We start from the raw sequence: 21,898 nt of genomic DNA on the forward strand, positions 1-21,898 counted from the left end.
AATGCGGTCTCGTGCTCAGAACAGGGCGTTGTCCTTGTTGAACTTGCGGACGACGTAGTTGGACGTAATGACGAGCACGAAGCCCACGAACGATTGGTACAAGCCGGCGGCCGTGCTCATGCCGATCTCGCCCGTCGTTTTCAGCCCGCGATACACGTAAGTGTCGATGACGTTGGTGACGGTGTAGAGCGTGCCCGAGTCGCGCGGCACTTGGTAGAAGAGCCCGAAGTCCGCGTAGAAGATCCGGCCGACCGCGAGCAGGGTCAGGATCGTCATGAGCGGCGTCAGCATCGGCAGCGTAATGTTGCGGATCTGCTGCCACTTGTTCGCCCCGTCGATCATGGCCGCTTCGTAGAGCGACTTGTCGATCCCCATGATGGCGGCGAGGTAGACGACGCTGTTGTAGCCGATCGACTTCCACAGGAAGACGACGATCAGGATGAGCGGCCAATATTTCGGATCGGAGTACCATTGAACGGGATCGGCTCCGAAGGAAGCGGCGATTTTGTTCACCATGCCGCGGTCGAAGCTGAGGAAGCTGTATACGAAATAGCCGACGATGACCCAGGACAGGAAGTACGGCAGGAACATCCCGGTCTGGTACCATTTCGCCAGCCGCTTGTTGGCGATTTCGGAAAGTACGATGGCGAGCGCTACGGCGAGCACGAGACCCGCGATGATGAACACGGCATTGTAGAGCAGCGTGTTGCGCGTAATGACGTAGGCGTCTTCGGTGCTGAACAGGAACTTGAAGTTGTCGAACCCAACCCACTTGCTGTTGATGATGCTGGCCAGGAAGCCGTCTTGGCTGACCCGGTATTCCTTGAACGAGATGACCGTGCCGATCATCGGAAGATACGAGAAAAAGAGAAACCACAGGGTGGCGGGCAGCACCATCAGGAGCAGCGCCTTGTTGCGGTTGATGTCCTTAGCGAAGCGTCCTAAGGCCTTCATAATCAATCACCCCTTCGAGAATGTGAGCCCCGTACGTGCAAGTAAAAACGGCTTTGCCGTCTTCCCGGACGGCGACACGTTTTTATCGGAGACCATTTTGAAATGAATAAGCGTGAAACTTATAAATTCTAAATGGTCAAGAAAAAACGGGCGAATGCCGAACATTCGCCCCGTTTTCTCTATATCGCTTGCGCCTGTCGAGGATTACTTGTTGTTCGCTGCCTTCCAAGCGTCGAGCTGCGATTGCGCTTCGGCCATGACTTTGTCGAGGCCGGCCGCTTTGAGCTTTTCGATCGCCTTCGGCAGGTATTTGTCCGGATCGACCGTGCCGGTCATCAGCGGCGCCCAGTATGCTTCCTTGGCGTTGTTGATGGCCGCGATCTCGTTGGACACCTTCGACATGTCGAAGTTGAAGCCGAGCAGGACGGCCGGTTTGCCGGCGGCGTTGTACTTCTTGAACTCGTCCCACTTGTTTTCCGGATCGCCCGGGTTCAGGTAGGTCAGCATGATGTTGCCTAGCGAGAACGTCGGCATGTCGTAGTTTTTGGACTCCGGCAGGTTCTCCATGTGCGTGTCGTCGATTTTCTTGAAGTGCGTGCCTTCGATGCCGGAGTCGACCATGTTGCGCAGCACCGGATCGGTGTTCAGCAGGTTCAGGAACTCCATTGCTTTCTCCGGATGCTTGGAGTTCGCGGAGATCGCCTGCATCGAGCCCATGACGGACCAGTTGTAGATGAGCGCGTCGCTAAGCGGCGTGGAGACGATCGGGTAACCGGCGCTCGTCGACCAGAGGTTGTCTGCGAACGGCTGCGTCGTCGCTTTGTCGGCGAACCATTTGCCCGTTACCATCACGTCGGACGAAGATTCCGTCGTCGCGGCTTCGGTCGGGATGTAGCCGGCCGTGTAGTACTTGTGCATCGTCTTCAGCGCTTGCTTCATTTCCGGCGTATCGAGGACGTTGACGACCTTGTAGCTCGTATCGTCCAGCTTGACGGCCAACGGGAATTTCTCGATCAGGTAATCGTACGGCACGTAAGGACCGTAGTTCTTGTCCACTTGGAACGGCACGACGTCCGGATTTTTCTCCTTGACCGCCTTCAGCAACGGCTCGAGGCTTTCCAGCGAGCGGACGTTCGAGATGTCCAGCTTGTCCGCGTCGAGGATCGTCTTGTTGAAGCGCCATACTTCTTGGGACGGCAGCTCCTTGTAGGCCGGGATGCCGTAGTTGTGGCCGTCGACCTTGGAGCCTTCGAGGAAGGCCGGATCCAGCGTGCTGACGATGCCCGCGCCTTCTTTTTTCAGCAGGTCGTCGATCGGCTTGAACGCGCCTTTGCGCGCGTTTTGCACGTAGTCAAACGCCCAGGAAGCGGTGAACATGATGTCCATCGGCGTGCCGGAAGCGGTCAACACCTGCATCTTCTGGTTGTAGTCGCCCCAGTCGATCATCGTCATCTTCACGGTGGCGTTGATTTTTTCCTTCGTGTATTTGCTGACTTCCTGCATAACCTTGTCTACGTCTTTTTGCGGCGTGCCGATCGTGTACCAGCTCAGTTCGACCGGTGCGCCTTTGGACGAATTGCCTTCGGCCGGGCTGGAAGAGCCGGATGCGTTGCCGCCGTTATTGCTGCCGCAAGCGGACAGGGCGAGCGACGCGGCCAGGACGGACGCGAGGGTAATCGTCGTTTTTTTGCGGTTGTTGCTCATAGGTGTGCCTCCCCTTTTCTATCTGATGTAGTATGTTTCATGCGATATCTAAACATTAATCGATGAAAGCCATTTCAAAAATACAAGAAACCAAAGATATCATGTACAAACTAAAGAAAGGAACTGCGGACGCCCGGCGCGTCACAGCAGTCCCTTGTACTCGCTCGGCGAAATGCCGACGTGTTTCTTGAATTGCTTGTAAAAATACCCGATTTCGAGGTATCCGACCTGTCGGGCGATTTCGTTCACCTTCAGCCGGCTGTCCTTCAGCAGCTCCTTCGCCTTGTCGATGCGGAACTTGTTGATCCGGTCGGCAAAGGTGTCGCCCGTCTGCTTGTGGAACAGATGCCCCAAATAGTTGGGGTGGATGTTGTATTGCTCGCCGAGCGACTTGAGCGTGAGCGCTTCGGCGTAGTGCGCCTCGATGTGCCGCAGCACCTGGCGGATGACGGGGCTCAGATCCTCGCCCGAGTACGACTCGACCGAGAGCAGGGCGGCCGCCTGCACCGCCTGCTCGATCTCCTCCAGCGTCCCCGCCCCCGTGATCCGCTCCAGCGCTTCTTTGAAGCCTTCGCCCCGGTCGCCCCGGTTCAGCTTGTCCGCTTCCATCTTCATGCGAATGACGAGCTCGATGGCGGCGGTCTTCGCCCGCGTCGGATTCAGCCCTTCCGCCGCACGGATCGTCTGGAAGTCGCTCGCGATCCGGTCGGCGAGCGCCTCCCGCTCCCGGCTGACGACCCACTTGGCATAGTCGTCCCAGTTCAGCAGGCCGGAGGGAAACGCGGCGTCTTCTCCCGCCGGCAGCGCGTCGTAGTCCACGAAGCTGCGGTCCGGCAGGACGAGGAAGTATTGCTGCGCCTTGCGCGCCTGCTCGTAGCTCGCGCCGACGTCGGCCAAGGGCAAGGCCCCGCCGATCGAAACGCGCACCGCGCTCGCATGCCCGGCCAGCACGGCGGCCAGCCGCTCCATGGCGGCGACGGCGACGGCCTTGTCCGCGGGGTCGTCCAGGCCGAAGACGACGACCGTGTCCTCCTCCAGGTCGCGGAACGCGACGACGGCCGGTGTCTCCCGGAACCGCTCCTCCGCCGCGGCGTAGAGGGGTCCGGGATGGTCCGGCGCGCGCATGACGGCTACGGCCGCATACGGCTTCGTCAGGTCGATGCGCAGGAGCGCGGTGCGCTCCGCCCACTCGGGCGGTGAAATCCGTCCGGTCAGGTAGCGGTACATGACGTGGTCGCGCAGAATGCCGATCTCGTCGTCGCCTAGCGGACGGTCGTCCTGCAGGGCGTTCAGCTTGTCGACCGCTCCGTCGAGCGTCGCGTGCAGTTCCTCGAAATTCACCGGCTTCAGCAGATAGTTTTCGATGCCGAGCTTCATCGCCTGCTTCAGGTAGTCGAATTCGTTGTAGCCGCTCAACACGACGACCTTAAGCCGAGGCAGCCGCTCGCGCGCCCGTCGGATCAGCTCCAGGCCGTCCATCTCGGGCATGGAGATATCGGTGATCAGCAGATCGACCGGCGCTTTCCGGAGAAGCTCGAGCGCCTGCCTGCCGTTCTCCGCCGTGCCGACGACCTCCAGCCCGAACGCCGACCAGTCCACCGCATCGCCGAGTCCTTCGGAAATGAACGGCTCATCGTCGACGATCAATACGTTATACATCGCTCTCCGCTCCTCCTTCCTCTTCGCCGGCCGGCCAGCGGACCGTCACCATCGTGCCGTGCCGCGGCCCGCTCTCGAGCCCGACTCCGTACGGCTCCCCGAATACCAGCCGCAGCCGGTCGTGGACGCTCCTGAGACCGAAGGAGACGCCCGGCGCCTCGGCTTCCGGCATCTCGAGCGCCTGCCGGATTTCCCGCAGCCGTTCCGGCGCGATGCCTTTGCCGTTGTCCCGGAAGCGAACGACGATGTCCGGGCCTTCGCGGGCGGCTACGATCCCGAGCCGGTTGTCGGTCCGCTGCGCCTCGAGACCGTGGACGATATAGTTTTCCACGATCGGCTGCAGCAGCATCTTGAACACGGGGACGTCCGAGAGCGCCGGTTCGCAATCGATCGTATAGGTGAACTTGTCCTTGTACCGGATGCGGAACAGCTCGAGGTACAACCGGCACATCTCCAGCTCCTCGGACAGCGCGCACGATTCACCTGTGTGGACGGAGTTGCGGAACAGCGCGGCGAGGCTGTAGATCATCTCCCCGACGTCCTTCGCCCCCTGCGACATCGCCCGCATCCGAATCACCTCGAGCGTGTTGTACAGAAAATGCGGGTTGACCCTGGCTTGCAGCGCCGCGAGCTCGGTCTGCTTGATGCGGATCTCGGCCTTGTATTCCCGGTCGATCCGCCGGTTCAGTTCGTCCAGCATCTCGTTGAAGCTCTGCGAGATCTGGCCCAGCTCGTCCTCCCGCGTATCCTGCAACCGCGCGTCGAGGTCCCCGTCTTCGACCTTCCGCATGAAGCGAACGATCTTGTTCGTCCGCTTGGCGATCTGGGCGACGACGAAGGACGGGATGACGACGGCGACGGCGATGCAGCCCAGGCTGATCAGGATGATCGTCCGCCTCAGGCCCTCGTAGGCCTTGGCCACTTCCCGCTTCGGCGATATGCCGACGACGAGATAGCCCGCCTTGTTCTGCGTCAGAAGCGACACGTACGACGGCTCGTCCAGCTGCTCGACGGCACTCGGCGCCTCCAGCTCGCGCATGTACGGGTAGATCTGCCCATAACGCGAGCCGGACGAGTCGAACATGACCTGCCCATCCGGCGTCAGCACCAGAATCTGCCCCTTCAGCGGTTTGGCGCTCTGCGCGAGCGACCTGCTCACGAGGCCCGAGTCAAAATAGACGAGGAGCTGGCCGATGTTTTTCAGCGTGTTTTTGTCGTTGATCTGCGCCTTCATGCCGTACAGCTGTTGGTCCCACTGGCCGATCGTCTTGCGGATCCAGATGTTCGGCGTGGACGCGACCGGCCCCTCGGCCGACATGACGTCAGGAACGTAAGAGTTGGCCCGGCTCACGTTAAAGAGCTTGCGCGTGCCGAACGGCAAATAGACGTACATCTCCTGCCGCTCGGCGCTGTACAGGATGACGTTGCGAACGTCGAGGTCGGTGTCCCGCCGGTCCCGAAGATACGCCAGAATGTTCGAGGAGCTGTCTTCTCCACCCGCAAAGGCCCGATCAAGCGTATACTGCATATATTCCGCGTACGAATGCGTCAGCAAATAGGAGACGCTGGAGGCGAGCGAGTCATTGCGGTAGATGTCCGCGACCGCGTTCTGCACCCATTCGTACTTTTCGTCCATATAGCGGTTCACCCGGTCCATCGCTTCCCGCTGGTTGTCGAGCTCGCTCTGAACGATCGAGGCGGACATGAAGTTGAACAGCAGGTAAGAGAGCGTAATGATCGTCACGACGACAATCGCCGCGAAGGTCACGATGACCTTGGTGAACAAATTGTTCTGTACGTAATTGCGGTAGATTTTCCTTAATCTCAACGGTAGCTTTCCCTCGCAGGCCGAACAGGATGTTGATGCATCGCGTGCATCCATTATAGCATGCGCGCCGGAGCCGGCGCGTCATCCCTGCCTGCCCGTTCGGTTTACAGTCGCCGCAGCGCCCAAGTAAAAACGACTTTGCCGTCTTCAAGGAAGATGGCGGCACGTTTTTATCGGAGACCCTTTAAAAGAGGGAGTCTCAAATGTAAGTATGTTCGCGGGACAGACAGCTCTCCTCCATCCCTAAACGTGTGAATACGAAGGCATGGCGGTGTTTGGGGAGATGAACCCTGCGCCGCCATTTCTCGCTTTCGATCCACTGCTTTCTTCTTCGACAAAATGATGGGCAAGCGAAAGCCATCCGACCTCCAAGCTTACCTTCGGCAAGTCGCGAAGCAGCAAACGCCAGAATCCACTTTCCGTGTCACCTATCCCGCATCCAACGATTTAGATGCAAATGTACATCAAATTTTGCTATATTTCCTGCTTAACGGTCATTTAGTTGCAAAAGTACAACTAAATCGTCGTTTTCTGTGTATAGGGTGGATTTACGCTAAATTAGATGTACTTTTACAAGTAAACCGCTCCACCCTCCCGAAATGAACCTAAATAGATGTACGAATGCAACTAATTGACTGAGCGACCCGAACCGAGCGCAAACAAGGCCAATTGGCATTCGCCAGTTGCGAACCATCGGCCGGAATCCGACGAATTTGCACCAAGACTCAACTGATTCATTCGAAACCAGTCGAAACCAGCCTCGCAGATAACCACGCGTCAGAGGCAGCCGTCATGAGTGGAAATATCGTCGATTATTGCCAATACGTCCGCATTGAAAACCGCGCTGCTGACTCTCGGGCACCATTACAACCTTATGAGGCAGCCTCTTCTAAATGGCTTGTAAAACCGACTCCGTCGTCTTCAAGGAAGATGGCGGCACGTTTTTATCGGAGACGGATCCGTAAAGGATAGGTGAGCTTATACATTCTGTATGATCAAAAAAAGGCGAACCCGTGCGCAATTGCAAGCGGGTTCGCCTCTTCGGCAGATCGGTCTATCGGATGCTACGCGCTCGAGGCGCGAAGCGGATTACTTCAGGTTGCGCAGGTTGTAGAACGCCTGCTTGCCCGCGTATTGCGCGGCGCCGCCCAGACGGTCTTCGATGCGGAGCAGTTGGTTGTACTTGGCGACGCGGTCCGTACGGGACGGAGCGCCCGTCTTGATCTGGCCGGCGTTCGTCGCGACGGCGATGTCGGCGATCGTGCTGTCCTCGGACTCGCCGGAACGGTGGGAGATGACGGCCGTGTAGCCGGCGCGCTTCGCCATTTCGATCGCGTCGAACGTCTCGGTCAGGGAGCCGATTTGGTTGACCTTGACGAGGATGGAGTTGGCTACGCCCTTCTCGATGCCGTCCGACAGACGCTCGGTGTTCGTGACGAACAGGTCGTCGCCGACGAGCTGCACTTTGCCGCCGAGGCGGTCGGTCAGCAGCTTCCAGCCTTCCCAGTCGTCTTCGGAGCAGCCGTCTTCGATCGTGATCAGCGGGTATTTGTCTACCCAGCTCGCGAGCAGGTCGACGAACTCGGCGGAGGTAAAGGACTTGCCTTCGCCTTCGAGGTGGTACTTGCCGTCCTTGTAGAACTCGGTGGAAGCGACGTCCATGCCCAGGAAGACGTCGACGCCCGGCTTGTAGCCGGCTTTTTCGATCGCTTCGATGATCGTGGACAGCGCTTCTTCGTTGGAGCCGAAGTTCGGCGCGAAGCCGCCTTCGTCGCCTACGGCCGTGTTCAGGCCTTTGGCCTTCAGGACGGACTTGAGCGCGTGGAAGATCTCGGCGCCCGTGCGGAGCGCTTCCTTGAAGGAAGGTGCGCCAACCGGCAGCACCATGAATTCTTGGACGTCGACGTTGTTGTCGGCGTGCGCGCCGCCGTTGACGATGTTCATCATCGGTACCGGCAGCGTCTTGGCGTTGAAGCCGCCCAGGTAAGCGTAGATCGGCAGGTCCAGCGCGTCCGCGGCAGCGCGGGCGACGGCGATGGATACCGCGAGGATCGCGTTGGCGCCCAGCTTCGCTTTGTTCGGCGTGCCGTCCAGCTCGATCATCTTGCGGTCGATCGCGACTTGGTCCAGCGCGTCGTAGCCGATGATTTCCGGCGCGATGATGGAGTTCACATTTTCTACGGCTTTCTCGACGCCTTTGCCGAGGTAGCGGTCTTTGTCGCCGTCGCGCAGCTCTACGGCTTCGTAGGCGCCGGTGGATGCGCCGGAAGGAACGATGGCGCTGCCGAACGCGCCGGATTCGAGACGAACTTCAACTTCGACAGTCGGGTTGCCGCGGGAGTCGAGGACTTCGCGCGCGTACACGTCGGAAATGATCGTCATGGGTTGAACACTCCTTAGGGTCATTAATTTAGGGTCTTGATGGCACGCGGCCGTGGGACCGCACTAGGTATGTTACGCGCCCGGCGGACAAGCGTTGCACTAGCCTTCGCCTGTCCGCTTGCGCGGTTGATCTTTCATGGCGTAAAGTACGGCTCTTGGTTAGCCCTCGATCAGCGTGCGCCCCGTCATCTCGGACGGCTGCGGCAGCTCGAGCAGCGTGAGCATCGTCGGCGCCACGTCCGCCAGGACGCCGTCGCTGCGAAGCTTCACGCCCGGCTTGGTCACGATGCACGGCACCGGGTTGGTCGTGTGCGCCGTGAACGGCCGGCCCTGGTCGTCGATGACCATGTCGGCGTTGCCGTGGTCGGCGATGATGACGGCCAGGCCGCCCTTCGCCAGGATGGCGTCGACGACTTTGCCGAGGCAAGCGTCGGTCGCTTCGACCGCCTTGATCGTCGGCTCCAGCATGCCGGAGTGGCCGACCATGTCCGGATTGGCGAAGTTCAGGATGATCGCGTCGTGCTTGTCGTCCTCGATCTCCTTGACCGCCGCGTCGGCGACTTCGTAGGCGCTCATCTCCGGCTGCAGGTCGTACGTCGCGACCTTCGGCGAGTTGATGAGGATGCGCGTCTCGCCCGGCAGCTGGATGTCGCGGCCGCCGCTGAAGAAGAACGTGACGTGCGGGTACTTCTCCGTCTCCGCGATGCGCAGCTGCGTCTTGCCTTGCTGCACGAGCACTTCGCCCAGCGTGTTGTCGAGCTCCTTCGGCTTGTAGGCGACGAAGCCTCCGACGGACTCGGCGAACAGCGTCAGGCAGACGAAGTACAGCCCTTTCGGGTGCTTCGGCCCGCGGTCGAAGCCGCGGAAGTCCTCGTTGGTGAACACGTTCGACAGCTGAATCGCGCGGTCCGGGCGGAAGTTGAAGAACACGACCGCGTCATCCGACTCGACGAGGCCGACCGGCTTGCCGTCGGCGCCGACGATGACGGTCGGCATGACGAATTCGTCCATGACCGACTTCTCGTAGGACTCCTTTACCGCCTGGATCGGATCGACGTAGGCCGGGCCTTCGCCGTACACCATGGCGCGGTAGGACTTCTCCGTGCGCTCCCAGCGCTTGTCGCGGTCCATCGCGTAGTAGCGGCCTTGGACTGTCGCGATGCGGCCGACGCCGACCTCTTCGATCTTCGCCTGCAGCTGCGTCAGATAGCCGACCGCGCTGTCCGGCGCAACGTCGCGGCCGTCCAGGAACGCATGGATGTAGACGTCTTTCAGCTCTTCCTTCTTCGCCAGCTCCAGCAGCGCGAACAGATGCGCGATGTGGCTGTGGACGCCGCCGTCGGAGAGCAGGCCGTACAGATGAAGCTTTTTGCTGTGCTGCTTGGCGTGGCGAACCGCGCCGAGGAGCGTCTCGTTGCCGAAGAAGTCGCCTTCGCGAATGGACTTGGTGATCCGGGTCAGGTCCTGATACACGACGCGTCCGGCGCCGATATTCAGGTGACCGACCTCGGAGTTGCCCATTTGCCCTTCGGGCAGGCCTACCGCTTCGCCTTGAGCCATCAGCTGCGTGTGCGGATACGCCGCCCAGTAGCGGTCGAAGTTCGGCTTGTTCGCTTGGGCGACCGCGTTGCCGTGCGTCTCGGGACGCAGGCCGAAGCCGTCCAGGATGATCAGCGCGACCGGTTTGGGTGCGGCCATCTTACTTCGCCCCCTCGACGAGGGCGATGTACGAAGCCGGCTCCAGGCTGGCGCCGCCGACGAGCGCGCCGTCGATGTCCGGCTGGCCCATATATTCGGCCACGTTGTTCGGCTTCACGCTGCCGCCGTATTGGATGCGGATCTTCGCGGCGACTTCGGCGCCGAACAGGCGGGCGACGACGCTGCGGATGTAGGCGATCGCTTCGTTCGCGTCGGTCGCGCTTGAGGATTTGCCCGTGCCGATCGCCCAGATCGGCTCGTAGGCGATGACGACTTGGGACGCTTGCTCGGCCGTCAGGCCGGCGAGCGCGGCTTCGGTCTGCACGCGGTTCACTTCGTCGGTTTTGCCGGCTTCGCGCTCTTCGAGCTTCTCGCCGACGCATACGATCGGGATCAGGCCGTGCTTGAAGGCGGCGTGCGTCTTCTTGTTCACGGTCTCGTCCGTCTCGGCGAAGTACTGGCGGCGCTCGGAGTGGCCGATGATGACGTAGTGCACGCCGAGATCCTTCAGCATGAGGCCGCTCACTTCGCCCGTGTAGGCGCCGCTGTCTTCGAAGTGCACGTTTTGCGCTCCGATCTTCAGCGACGTTCCCTTTACGGCTTCCACGAGTGCCGGCAGCGCCGTGAACGGCGCGCAGATGACGCTCTCGACGCCGGCCACCTCGGCCTTGCCCTTCACTTCGTTCGCGAACGCGACGGCCTCGGAGACCGTCTTGAACATTTTCCAGTTGCCTGCGATGATCGGAGTTCTGCTCATAGGTTCAACCTCACTTGTCGTTCAGCGCGACGACGCCCGGAAGTGCTTTGCCTTCCATGAACTCGAGCGATGCGCCGCCGCCGGTGGAAATGTGGTCCATCTTGTCGGCCAGGTGGAATTTCTCGGCTGCCGCCGCGGAGTCGCCGCCGCCGATGACCGTGTAGCCGGCCGAGTCGGCGCAGGCTTGCGCGACCGCGCGCGTGCCGTGCGAGAACGGCTCGATCTCGAACACGCCCATCGGTCCGTTCCAGACGACGAGCTTGGAGTTCTTGATGACGTCCGCGTAGATCTCGCGCGTCTTCGGCCCGATGTCGATGCCTTCCCAGTCGGCCGGGATGCCGTCGGTGTCGACGATCTTCGTGTTCGCCTTGGCGCTGAATTCATCGGTGACGACGATGTCGACCGGCAGGTAGAAGTTCTTGCCGAGCTTCTTCGCCTTCTCGACGAATTCGAGCGTCAGCTCCAGCTTGGAGTCGTCGCAGAGCGATTGGCCGATTTCCTTGCCTTGGGCCTTGAGGAACGTATAAGACAAGCCGCCGCCGATGACGATGTTGTCGGCGATTTCGATCATTTTGTTAATGACGTCAATCTTGTCCTTGACCTTGGAGCCGCCGACGATGGCGGTGAACGGACGCTCCGGGTTGTTCAGCGCGCGGCCGAGAACGTCGAGCTCCTTCTCCATCAGCAGGCCGGAGACGGCCGGCAGATGATGCGCGATGCCTTCGGTCGAAGCGTGTGCGCGGTGCGCGGCGCCGAACGCGTCGTTGACGTAGATGTCGGCGAGCGCCGCGAACTGCTTGGCGAGCTCCGGATCGTTGGACTCTTCGCCCGGGTAGAAGCGGACGTTCTCAAGCAGCAGGACGTCGCCGTCCTTGAGGCCGTTCGCCTGGGCTTGGACGGCTTCGCCGACCGCTTCGTCGGCCTTGGCGACCGGCTTGCCGAGCAGTTCGGACAGGCGGGCGGCAACCGGCGTGAGGCGCAGTTCTTCGACGACCGTGCCCTTCGGACGGCCGAGGTGGCTCGCCAGGATGACCTTCGCGCCTTTCTCGATCAGGTAGCGGATCGTCGGCAGCGTCTCGCGGATGCGGGTGTCGTCGGTGATGGCGCCGTTCTCGAGCGGTACGTTGAAGTCGACGCGCACGAATACTTTTTTGCCGGAAACGTCGATATCGCGAACACTTTTCTTGTTCATGGTCCACACTCCTCCTACTTATGCGCGTAAAAACGCGACCCCCGTCCCGGATGACGAAGCGGCGGTCCCGTTTTTACCCGTGTCAAGGCTGTATCCCCGGCCGAAACGCGGGTCGGCGATCGTTCCCGGGCCACGCAGACGGAAAGAGGAGCGCATCGTCTCCTCTTTGCCGTTGTCTACCATTCGATTCGGTCTTACAGGCCTTTGCTTGCGATGAAGGACACCAGGTCTACGACGCGGTTGGAGTAGCCCCATTCGTTGTCGTACCAGGAGAGGACTTTGACCATGTTGCCTTCGACGACCATCGTGGACAGCGCGTCGATCGTGGAGGAAGCGGCGTCGCCGTTGTAGTCGCTCGATACGAGCGGCTCTTCGGAGTAGTTCAGGATGCCTTTGAGCGGGCCTTCGGAAGCGGCCTTGAGGGCGGCGTTCACTTCTTCGACCGTAACGTTGACTTTCAGCTCGGCAACCAGGTCGGTTACGGATACGTTAGGCGTAGGAACGCGCAGCGACATGCCGTTCAGCTTGCCTTTCAGCTCAGGCAGAACGAGGGATACGGCTTTGGCCGCGCCGGTCGTGGACGGGATGATGTTTTCCGCTGCGGCGCGAGCGCGGCGCAGATCCTTGTGCGGCACGTCGAGTACGCTTTGGTCGTTCGTATAGGAGTGAACGGTCGTCATCATGCCTTTGACGATGCCGAATTGATCGTTGATGACCTTCGCGAAAGGCGCGAGGCAGTTCGTCGTGCAGGAAGCGTTGGAGATGATCGTGTGCTGCGCCGGGTCGTACTTGTCTTGGTTGACGCCCATGACGATCGTGATGTCTTCGTTCGTAGCCGGTGCGGAGATGATGACCTTCTTCGCGCCGCCTTTGAGGTGAAGCTCGGCTTTCTCCTTCGCGGTGAAGATGCCCGTCGATTCGACGACGATCTCCGCGCCTACGGAGCCCCAAGGCAGGACGCCGGGGTCGCGCTCCGCGAATACTCTAACCGTCTTGCCGTTGACGATCAGCGCGCCTTCGCCCACTTCGACCGTGCCTTCCAGTTTGCCGTGCGTCGTATCGTATTTAAGCAGATGGGCCAGCGTGTTCACGTCGGTCAAGTCGTTGATGGCGACGACTTCGACTTGCGGGTTGTTCAGGGAAGCGCGGAATACGTTGCGACCGATCCGTCCAAAGCCATTAATACCGATTTTTACCGTCATTGATGGTTCCTCCTTGGCCATTCATATTTTTATTTTGATCTATGTCAGGCGCCGTGAAGCGCCCAGACCACAAAGTTGCCCGGGCGGGGCTAGGCGTGCTTGAGCGCCTCCAGTGCCGCCGCCTCGTCGGTGACGAGGATGTCGTCGTGCCCGAAGCGCATCACCGACGCGATGGCCTCGCCCTTGCTATGTCCGCCCGCGACGCCGATGACCGACTCGGCCGCCTCGATGTCCTCGAGCCGCAGCCCCGCCGTCGCCATCCGGTGCACCACGGCGCCGTCGCGGTCGAAGTAGTAGCCGAAAGCCTCCGCCAGCGCTCCGTCCCGCAGGATTCCCTGGACGGTGTCGGCGTCCAGCTTGCGCCGCCGGGCCATCGCCGTCGCGTCGCCGATGCCGTGGACCACGATGCGGGCGCTCCGGATCATGTCGACCACCTCGCGGACGTTCGGCTCCTGCATGATCGACTGATAAGCGTCCTCGCTCAAATGGTCCGGCACGTGCAGCATCCGATACCGCGCGCCCGTACGCTTCGCCAGCTCGGCGGCGATCGTGTTCGCCTGGTAGTCCACGCTCTCGCCGAGACCGCCTCGCGCCGGGACGAACCAGTTGTCCCGCAGGGGAGACGGCACCGAGAGATGAGCCGCGAGGCGCGCCATCGTGGATCCGCCCATGACGGCCACGACGTCGCCGGGAGTAAGCACGTGGCGCAGCACCCTGCTCCCCGCGCGGCCGAGCTCCCGCTTGACGTCGTCGGAGTCGTCCGAGTCGCCCGGCACGATGACGACCTGCTTCAGGCCGAACTTCGCGCGGAGTTCCTCTTCGAGCTCGGCGAGGCCGAACATCTCCTTCACGAGGGGCTCCATCTCCTCGAGAAGCCGCTTGCCTGCCTCGCTCAACGTCATGCCCGCCGTGCCGGCTTCAAGCAGCCCCTGCGAACGGAGCAGATCGAGCTCGGCCCGCAGCGTGCGCTCGGTCAGATCGACGCTGGCGGCGAGCGTCCGCCGGCCGACCGTCCCCGACACGCGAATGCGGCGGAGAATCTCGTAGCGCTTGTGCAGCACCTGCACCAGATCGGGCACGAGCTTCTTCTGTATGTCCAGCATCTTCCGCATCCTGCCGTCTCTCCCTCGCTTGCCGGAATCGCGCTTTCGATCGAATGCGGACCGTCCAGATGAAGCGGAATCGATGTGGTTGGACGCAAAATGTCCCACCACTTCATTTTAAGTCCCACTCCATGCTTTCATTTTAATCCAAGGAAGCGCCTCTTGCAAGCCTCCTCTTCAACATTTCGTCACATTTCGTCGTACGTCCTCCAGTAAGCGCCGCCATCATTCGCCTTTCGTCCTTTCGAAAACGTCGCAAAGACGGCCCGCACCGCCCGCCGCCCTTCCAACACGTACTTACCCCATTCGGACCGGTTTGGAATTTCGCTTGCATTTCCTATTCTCATCGCCTATAATGAATCTTGCTGTTGCGACAAGCGCCCGTGGTCCAACGGATATGACGCAGGCCTCCGGAGCCTGAGATTGGGGTTCGATTCCCTACGGGCGCGCCATCTTAACCTTACACAGCATGCACCATCCATCATCGTTCCAAACCAAGCGACCCCGAGGCGGTCGTTTTTTTGCCCCCTGGGTTTGACTTTCTTTGACTTTTGCTTTCTGATACTTTAAAATGAGGTCATTCAAATTCCGAAGGAGGGATCTTCGCATGAGCTTCGTCCCTATGGTTGTAGAACAAACGAACAGAGGCGAACGGGCATACGATATTTATTCCCGTCTGCTGAAGGACCGGATTATCTTCCTGGGCACCCCGGTCAACGATGTGGTCGCCAACTCCATTATCGCGCAGATGCTGTTCCTGGCTGCCGAAGATCCGGAGAAGGACATCCACCTCTACATCAACAGCCCCGGCGGATCGATCACGTCCGGGATGGCGATCTTCGATACGATGCAATACATCAAGCCGGACGTCTCGACGATTTGCGTCGGCATGGCCGCCTCGATGGGCGCCTTCCTGCTCGCGGCCGGCGCCAAAGGCAAGCGCTTCGCGCTTCCGAACGCCGAAGTGATGATCCACCAGCCGCTCGGCGGCGCCGAAGGACAGGCGAGCGACATCGAAATTCGCGCCCGCCGCATTCTGAAGCTGCGCGACAAGCTGAACGCCATCCTCTCGGAGCGCACGGGCCAGCCGCTCGAACGCATCGAGAAGGATACCGACCGCGACAACTTCATGGAGGCCGAACAAGCTCGTGAGTACGGCTTGGTCGACAAAGTCATCGAGAAACTCTAAGGAGCGCCAAGCTCCCGCAGCGCGTCATGCCGAACCCGCTCTCCCCTTTCCGGGAAGAGCGGGTTTCGTCTATTAACACGTCGGGTAATATTTGTCAAGATAAATTCAAAGGCTTGAATCACCCCTCTGCGAACGCCCATCAACGTGATATGCTATAGCAAGGAAACATCCATAAACCTCCATATCTTGCTATGGACTAGGAATCACGCAAAAGGGGGATCTCCTCAATGAATCAGCACACCCATTCCTTGCATTTGGTGCCGCGCCCCTTATCCGCATCCGAGATGAACAGCGCCAACTCCGGCAACGACGATCCGGGCTACATGATCGCTCGCAACTTGAAAGATAAGGCATCGTTGCTCCGTCCGCTGAAGGACGAGCATTTGCTGGAAGTATATCGGGAAGCGAAGAAAATGAACCTGTCCAGCGAATTCATCGAGTTGCTGGAAGACGCTATCGAGCTCCGGAACCTCGAGCACCGCCTCAAAGCGTAAGCTTTAGGGCGGGCTCCTCGTTCTTTGCGCCTCGTCAGGGCCAGGTTTGAACGCATGCAGATGCAAAGCGATTGCGCGGGACGCCATCCCGCCGATCGCTTTTTTTTGCGGGCGGGCGCAGGACCCGCCGCAATGCAAAAAACCGGGGAGCGGCTGCCGCACCCCGGTACGTTCCCCGTTATCCTTTCTACTCACTTCAGCTCGTACTGTACCGTCACGTTCGCGCTAATCTCGATCTGTCCCGTCTGAACCGATGAGCCCGGCGTACCCGCCGCGCTCGCCATTTCCCTCGCGAACGACGCATTTTGCAGGACGATCGGCGGCGGCGACGTATTGCCCTGGACGATGTTGATCACGGAGCCGAGCTGCCGCTTGGCCGACGAAGCCAGCACGTTCGCTTTCGCGTCCGCGTTCGCCATCGCCTTCTTCAACGCTTCCAACTCGTACTGATCCTGCTTTTCGGTCCAGAAGCGCACGCCGTCCATCCGATTCGCACCTGCTTCCGATACCGCGTCGAGCAGCTTGCCGATGTTGTTCAGATCGCGATACGTCACCTGCACCTGATGGGAAGCCAGATAGTCCTTGAGCTTTTGTCCGTCCTTGTCGGTGTAGGTGTACTCGGGCTGCACGCTGAAGCTCGTCGTCTGGACGTCCTTGCGGTCCAGCTTAAACGTCTCGTACAGCGTTTTCTCGACCGCCGCGAACCGCTTGGCCGCCTCCTGCTGGGCCGCCTGCGCCGTGGCGCCGCGCGCCTCGACCGCAAAGCTGAGATAAGCCACGTCCGGCTCTACCAGATACGACCCATCGGCCCCGACCGTCACCGTATTTTGCACGTTTGCCGCTGCCGCGGCCGTTACCGCCGGCGTTTCCGCGTACACGCCCTTCGCCCCCCCGCTCGTATAGCCGAACCAACCCGCCACCATAGCAGCCGCTACCAGCAGCGCGACTTTGACGCCTTTTGCCCGCATGGACAAAATCCCCTTTCGTGAGTTTGTCTACTCAACGTCTAGCTTAGGTAAAAGGTTGCAGATTAACCAGTCGTCTCCGAAAAAGAAAATAGCCCGAGCGGAAGGCGGGGCTAAGGCGGATCAAAACGGACGGTGGAGGCGCGGCGAAAGGTTACAGCTGGCGAGTGCGGCGGGATGAGGCTGTAAGCCGACTTTTTCGGGTTACTGCGAGCTCACACGGCGGGATGGGGGCTGTGTCCCGCTATTTTCCGAAGCCCGACAAAACCCGAAAAGGCCCACGGAGAGCGCTCCTCGGGCCTGAAATAAAATGAAATGCAAAAAGCTCCCGCGGGGGAGCTCTGCACGCGCTTAGACGCTATTATTGGTTCTCCAGCTCTTCCTTGCTGACGAGTTGGACTAAAGCGGTTACAGCTTGCTCCGCATCCGAACCCTCGGCACTGATGGCTACCTCGGTGCCCGAGCTGATCGCGAGACTCATGATTCCCATGATGCTCTTCGCGTTCACTTTCTTGTCTTCCTTCTCCACGAAGACATCGGAGGAGAATTTATTGGCTTCTTGCACGAATAATGCCGCCGGTCTGGCGTGAAGCCCCGTCTTAAGCCGAACAACCACCGGCTGTCTCGTCATGGAACGGATACCCCCTATCTTGATCTCATCCCGGTTCACGGGACCCACCGCGCATGGTCTGTTACCTATTATAGCATTAGTCCGAACCATTGCGCCACCAGGTTATCATGTGCCGTTTCGGATTTTTTCGGCCCACTCGTCGATTTTGCGGAGTCGGTGATTAACCCCGGATTTGCTGACCTGACCTTTTAGCATGTCGCCGACTTCCTTGAGGTTCATGTCCGGATGCTTGAGCCGGATCTCCGCGACTTCCCGCAGCTTGTCGGGCATGTTCTCGAGACCGACTTCTTTTTGCAGCAGCTTGATGTTGTCGATCTGGCGGACTGCCGCTCCGATCGTCTTGTTCAGGTTCGCCGTCTCGCAGTTGACGATCCGGTTCACGGAGTTGCGCATGTCCCGCATGATGCGGACGTCCTCGAACTTGAACAGCGCCTGGTGGGCGCCGATGATGCTGAGGAACTCGATGATTTTCTCGCCTTCCTTGATGTACAGGATAAAGCCCTTCTTCCGCTCGATAAACCGGGCGTTCAGTTGGAACTTGTTCGCGAGATCCACGAGCGCCTTGCAGTGCTCTTCATACATCGAGGCGATCTCCAGATGATAGGACGAGCCCTCCGGATTGTTCACGGATCCGCCCGCGAGGAAGGCGCCGCGCAGATAGGCGCGCTTGCAGCAGGCCTTGCGCACGAGATCCTTGTCGATGCTCGGATGAAATTGAAAGCCCGAGCCCGCAATCTTAAGATCGTTGAGCAGCTGCTCGACGCCGGCCGGGACGCGCACCATGTAGACGTTGTTCTTTTTCAGGCGCATCTTCTTGCGGACAAGCAGCTCTGTCGGCACCTGATAGTGGCGTTTCATGAGCGTGTAGATCCGCCTGGCGATGGCCGCGTTTTCGGTCGAGACGTCCAGCACGATCCGCTTGTTGGTCAGCGACACCGCGCCGTTCATGCGGATGAGGGCGGAGAGCTCCGCCTGATCGCAGCACGAATCCGTCTCGACCATCGTCAGTTCTTTTTTGGTTTGAGCAGCGAACGACACCGTCACTCACCCCTTTCGCAACATCCAGTCTTCCACCAGCTGGTAGATGTGTCCGCTTAGCTTCGCCGCGTCGTGACGCAGGTAGGTTCGAAACAGCACGAGCCGGTCCGCGATCACCTTGTACCCGCGCCGCTCGACCTCCTCGAGGTCCAGCTGAACCGCCGTGGAGCCTTGTTCGGCGTACATGCTGTGTACCTGGGGCGGAATCTCCCCGTCGTTCACGATAACGTAGTCGAACAGATGGTGGCCGACGTGAGCGTGGATCGCATCCAGATGATCGCTGACCGAGTAATTGTCCGTCTCGCCCGGCTGGGTCATGACGTTGCACACGAACAGCTTGACGGCATCCGCGTTCACGATCGCCTCCGCCAGCTTCGGCACGAGCAGGTTCGGGATGATGCTCGTATACAAGCTGCCGGGGCCGATCAGGATCGCGTCGGCCTCGCGGATCGCTTCGACCGCTTCGTCCAGCGGTTCGACTTGGGCAGGCTCGAGAAACACCCGCTTGATCGCCAAGCCCGCCTTCGGGATCTGGGATTCGCCGACGACGATCGTGCCGTCCGCCATCTCCGCCTTCAGGACGATCGCCTGATTGGCGGCAGGCAGCACGCGGCCTCGGACGGCCAGCACGCGGCTCAGTTCGCGGATGCCGGTCACGAAGTCGCCGGAAATATCGGTCATCGCCGCCAGTATCAGATTGCCCAGGCTGTGTCCGGCCAATCCGCTCCCGTTTTGGAAACGGTAGGACAGCATATCCGCGAGCAGCGGTTCTGCGTCCGCGAGTGCGGTGAGCACGTTGCGGATGTCCCCGGGCGGCGGCATCTGCAGCTCCTGACGGAGGATGCCGGAGCTGCCGCCGTCGTCCGCCACAGTTACGATTGCGGTAATATCGAGCGGCTTTTGCTTCAAGCCGCGGAGCATGACCGACAGCCCGGTCCCGCCGCCCATGACGACGATCCGGGGACGACGCATCGTCGGCGCGGAGCCGGGCGTCGTCTTAACCATGCCTGTCTCGATCCGCGTCCCGATGGCTCACGCGTACGGATTCGGTCTCGCCGGCACTGAGCATCCGGCCGAGGTATTCGCCGATGGCGACGGAGCGGTGCTTGCCGCCCGTGCAGCCGATGCCGATGACCACCTGGCTTTTGCCTTCCTTGTGGTACAGCGGAATGAGATATTGCAGCATATCGAGCAGCTTCGACAGAAACGTCTGGGTCTCCGGCCACTTCATGACGTAGTCGTACACTTCGCTGTCCTGTCCGGTCTTGGGCCGCAGCGTGTCGACATAGTGCGGATTCGGCAGGAAGCGCACGTCGAAGATCAGATCCGCGTCGATCGGTACGCCGTATTTGAAGCCGAAGGAAGTGACGTTGATGGAAATTTTGTTGCGGTCCAAGTTCGTGAAGCGCGAGACGATTTTGTCCTTGAGCTGCGCAGGCTTCAGGCTGCTCGTGTCGATCACCTGCGTGGCCCAGCCCTTCAGGTCTTCGAGCAGCTTGCGCTCGGAATGGATGCCCTCGAGCGGCATGCCGTCCGAAGCGAGCGGATGGCGCCTGCGGCTCTCCTTGTAGCGCTGGACAAGCACCGAGTCGGTGGCGTCCAGGAACAGGATTTCGTAGTGGATCGTGTAGTGCTCGCGAATGTAGCTCAACGATTCGGACAGCGCGGTGAAAAACTCCCGTCCCCGCAGGTCGATGACGAGCGCCACTTTGCCGATGCGGCCCTGCGATTGATCGATCAGCTCGGCGAATTTCGGGATCAGCACGGGCGGCAGATTGTCGACGCAAAAAAAGCCGAGATCCTCCATGCTCTGGACGGCGATCGTCTTGCCCGCTCCCGACATGCCCGTAATGATCACCAGCGTCGGTTTGGTTAACGTTTCCATCTCCCTCTCCCCTTCCTCTTGCAAACGCGGCAGCACGACTGTGAACGGATGAAGCAAAAACGGCTTCGCCCGCCGTAAGCGGCGGTGAAGTCGTCTGGGCCGAAGCGATCGGGACAGGAACGCAGCCGAAGGCGCGGCGCCCGCCGGGGCTTCCCTGCCCGGCAGCCCCGATCAAGAGAGGCGCCTGCCCGCCGGTACGGGCGAAGCAGGCGCCAATCGTCTGTAGGTCAAGCGTACAAGAACAGGCCCGCCGCCCCGACGACGCCGGCATTGTTGCCGAGCTCGGCGGCGACGATGTCCACGTTCTTCTGCGCCGACTCCGTCGAATACTTGCGGAACACCTCTCGGATCTGCTCGAACAGATACTCGCCGGCCTTGCTCACCCCGCCGCCGATGATGAAGCGCTGCGGGTTGATGATCACCGCCACGGCCGCCATCGACTTGCCCAGGTAAAACGCCGCGCGGCTCACAATGCGCTGCGCGACCTCGTCGCCCGCCTTTGCGGCGTCGATGACGTCCTTCGCCGTGAGCGGCGTCTCGATGAGCGACAGCGACGTCCGGTCCCCGCGTTCGACGGCGTCCTTGCCCATCCGGATGATCCCCGTCGCCGACGAGACCGTCTCGAGACAGCCCATCTGGCCGCAGCCGCACTGGATCGCTTCGAGATCGGGCACGATCGACATATGGCCAAGCTCCCCGGCCATGCCGCTGAAGCCCTCGATCAGGCGGCCGTTCACGATGAGACCGCCCCCGACGCCGGTGCCCAGCGTGTAGCATACGCAGTTCTGGACGCCTTTGCCGGCGCCGCCCCATACTTCGCCCAACGCGGCTACGTTGGCGTCGTTGTTGATCTTGATCGGCTTGGCGAGCTTCTCCTCCATGATCTGCCGCACGGGCACGTTCCGCAGCGGAGGCAGGTTCGCGGAGAAGTCGATGATGCCGTTCGGAATGTCGAGGAAGCCGGCGATGCCGATGCCGACGCCCTTGACGTTCCCCCACTCGGGCGTACCGGGAGGAACGAGCTCGTTCACGTAAGCCGCGATGTTGCTCATGATCCTCTCCGTGCCTTGATCCGTTTCAGTCGGACCTTCGAACGTCCGCAGCAGCTCTCCCTTGTCATTGCACAAGCCGACTTTGATGGCGGTTCCGCCCAAATCGACGCCTACGTAAAGCGATTGAGACATAGTGGTCGACACCTCATGATCGTATTGAACTGC

The 21,898-nt window shown here is 60.5% G+C and carries 18 protein-coding genes, 1 tRNA gene and 1 pseudogene; 3 read left to right on the forward strand and 17 right to left on the reverse strand.

All coding sequences use genetic code 11. The annotated features are described in order from the left end of the window. Positions 1 to 15: 15 nt before the first annotated feature. From LKX83_RS28135 to LKX83_RS28180, 11 genes and pseudogenes are all read right to left on the reverse strand, one after another. Positions 16 to 954: an ABC transporter permease gene (locus LKX83_RS28135; protein ID WP_227886166.1), complete on the reverse strand. Its 939-nt coding sequence runs from the start codon at positions 952 to 954 to the stop codon at positions 16 to 18. Between the two features lie 204 nt (positions 955 to 1,158). Beyond that, positions 1,159 to 2,658, reverse strand: a complete 1,500-nt coding sequence (locus LKX83_RS28140) for an ABC transporter substrate-binding protein (RefSeq protein WP_227886167.1) — start codon at positions 2,656 to 2,658, stop codon at positions 1,159 to 1,161. A 141-nt stretch (positions 2,659 to 2,799) separates the two neighbouring features. Continuing rightward, a complete protein-coding gene (locus LKX83_RS28145) occupies positions 2,800 to 4,317 on the reverse strand; it encodes a response regulator transcription factor (RefSeq protein ID WP_227886168.1) in 1,518 nt (505 codons plus the stop codon). Continuing rightward, entirely contained in the window at positions 4,310 to 6,145 is a 1,836-nt protein-coding gene (locus tag LKX83_RS28150; protein WP_227886169.1) for a sensor histidine kinase, read from the reverse strand. Before LKX83_RS28150 ends, LKX83_RS28145 begins: the two co-directional genes overlap by 8 nt. A gap of 338 nt (positions 6,146 to 6,483) precedes the next feature. Further along, positions 6,484 to 6,559, reverse strand: a pseudogene (locus LKX83_RS34745) (transposase); the annotation flags it as partial. A gap of 675 nt (positions 6,560 to 7,234) precedes the next feature. After that, complete coding sequence (eno, locus tag LKX83_RS28155; protein WP_227886170.1) at positions 7,235 to 8,527, reverse strand: phosphopyruvate hydratase; 1,293 nt, start codon at positions 8,525 to 8,527, stop codon at positions 7,235 to 7,237. Between the two features lie 159 nt (positions 8,528 to 8,686). After that, complete coding sequence (gpmI, locus tag LKX83_RS28160) at positions 8,687 to 10,225, reverse strand: 2,3-bisphosphoglycerate-independent phosphoglycerate mutase (protein ID WP_227886171.1); 1,539 nt, start codon at positions 10,223 to 10,225, stop codon at positions 8,687 to 8,689. A 1-nt stretch (position 10,226) separates the two neighbouring features. Beyond that, positions 10,227 to 10,982 carry a triose-phosphate isomerase gene (gene tpiA / locus LKX83_RS28165; protein WP_227886172.1) on the reverse strand — a complete coding sequence of 252 codons (756 nt, stop codon included), beginning with the start codon at positions 10,980 to 10,982 and terminating at the stop codon, positions 10,227 to 10,229. A gap of 10 nt (positions 10,983 to 10,992) precedes the next feature. Beyond that, entirely contained in the window at positions 10,993 to 12,174 is a 1,182-nt protein-coding gene (locus LKX83_RS28170; RefSeq protein WP_227886173.1) for a phosphoglycerate kinase, read from the reverse strand. Between the two features lie 194 nt (positions 12,175 to 12,368). Further along, positions 12,369 to 13,376: a type I glyceraldehyde-3-phosphate dehydrogenase gene (gap, locus tag LKX83_RS28175; RefSeq protein WP_227886174.1), complete on the reverse strand. Its 1,008-nt coding sequence runs from the start codon at positions 13,374 to 13,376 to the stop codon at positions 12,369 to 12,371. 89 nt (positions 13,377 to 13,465) lie between these two features. Next, a complete protein-coding gene (locus tag LKX83_RS28180; RefSeq protein ID WP_227886175.1) occupies positions 13,466 to 14,488 on the reverse strand; it encodes a sugar-binding transcriptional regulator in 1,023 nt (340 codons plus the stop codon). Positions 14,489 to 14,856: 368 nt separating this feature from the next. Here LKX83_RS28180 and LKX83_RS28185 point away from each other — a divergent pair. From LKX83_RS28185 to sda, 3 genes are all read left to right on the forward strand, one after another. Then, positions 14,857 to 14,931: transfer RNA gene (locus LKX83_RS28185), tRNA-Arg, on the forward strand. Positions 14,932 to 15,086: 155 nt separating this feature from the next. Further along, positions 15,087 to 15,668 carry an ATP-dependent Clp endopeptidase proteolytic subunit ClpP gene (gene clpP, locus LKX83_RS28190; RefSeq protein WP_227886176.1) on the forward strand — a complete coding sequence of 194 codons (582 nt, stop codon included), beginning with the start codon at positions 15,087 to 15,089 and terminating at the stop codon, positions 15,666 to 15,668. A gap of 227 nt (positions 15,669 to 15,895) precedes the next feature. Continuing rightward, entirely contained in the window at positions 15,896 to 16,162 is a 267-nt protein-coding gene (gene sda / locus LKX83_RS28195; RefSeq protein WP_227886177.1) for a sporulation histidine kinase inhibitor Sda, read from the forward strand. A gap of 191 nt (positions 16,163 to 16,353) precedes the next feature. On the opposite strand, the gene LKX83_RS28200 is transcribed toward sda, so the two are convergent. From LKX83_RS28200 to LKX83_RS28225, 6 genes are all read right to left on the reverse strand, one after another. Then, positions 16,354 to 17,130 carry an SIMPL domain-containing protein gene (locus tag LKX83_RS28200; protein ID WP_227886178.1) on the reverse strand — a complete coding sequence of 259 codons (777 nt, stop codon included), beginning with the start codon at positions 17,128 to 17,130 and terminating at the stop codon, positions 16,354 to 16,356. A gap of 358 nt (positions 17,131 to 17,488) precedes the next feature. Further along, on the reverse strand, positions 17,489 to 17,758 hold the full coding sequence (locus LKX83_RS28205) for an HPr family phosphocarrier protein (RefSeq protein ID WP_185670991.1): 270 nt from the start codon (positions 17,756 to 17,758) through the stop codon (positions 17,489 to 17,491). 105 nt (positions 17,759 to 17,863) lie between these two features. Continuing rightward, positions 17,864 to 18,796, reverse strand: coding sequence for a DNA-binding protein WhiA (whiA, locus tag LKX83_RS28210; protein WP_227886179.1), 933 nt, complete (start codon positions 18,794 to 18,796; stop codon positions 17,864 to 17,866). A 6-nt stretch (positions 18,797 to 18,802) separates the two neighbouring features. Beyond that, positions 18,803 to 19,801 (reverse strand): gluconeogenesis factor YvcK family protein, encoded by a 999-nt coding sequence (locus LKX83_RS28215; protein WP_227886180.1) that lies wholly within the window; start codon positions 19,799 to 19,801, stop codon positions 18,803 to 18,805. Continuing rightward, positions 19,794 to 20,681, reverse strand: a complete 888-nt coding sequence (gene rapZ, locus LKX83_RS28220) for an RNase adapter RapZ (protein ID WP_227886181.1) — start codon at positions 20,679 to 20,681, stop codon at positions 19,794 to 19,796. Before rapZ ends, LKX83_RS28215 begins: the two co-directional genes overlap by 8 nt. 227 nt (positions 20,682 to 20,908) lie before the next feature. After that, positions 20,909 to 21,865: an ROK family glucokinase gene (locus LKX83_RS28225; protein WP_227886182.1), complete on the reverse strand. Its 957-nt coding sequence runs from the start codon at positions 21,863 to 21,865 to the stop codon at positions 20,909 to 20,911. Positions 21,866 to 21,898: the final 33 nt, after the last annotated feature.

Origin of the sequence: Cohnella baijiui (genome assembly GCF_020731285.1) — a bacterium.
Taxonomy (GTDB): domain Bacteria; phylum Bacillota; class Bacilli; order Paenibacillales; family Paenibacillaceae; genus Cohnella.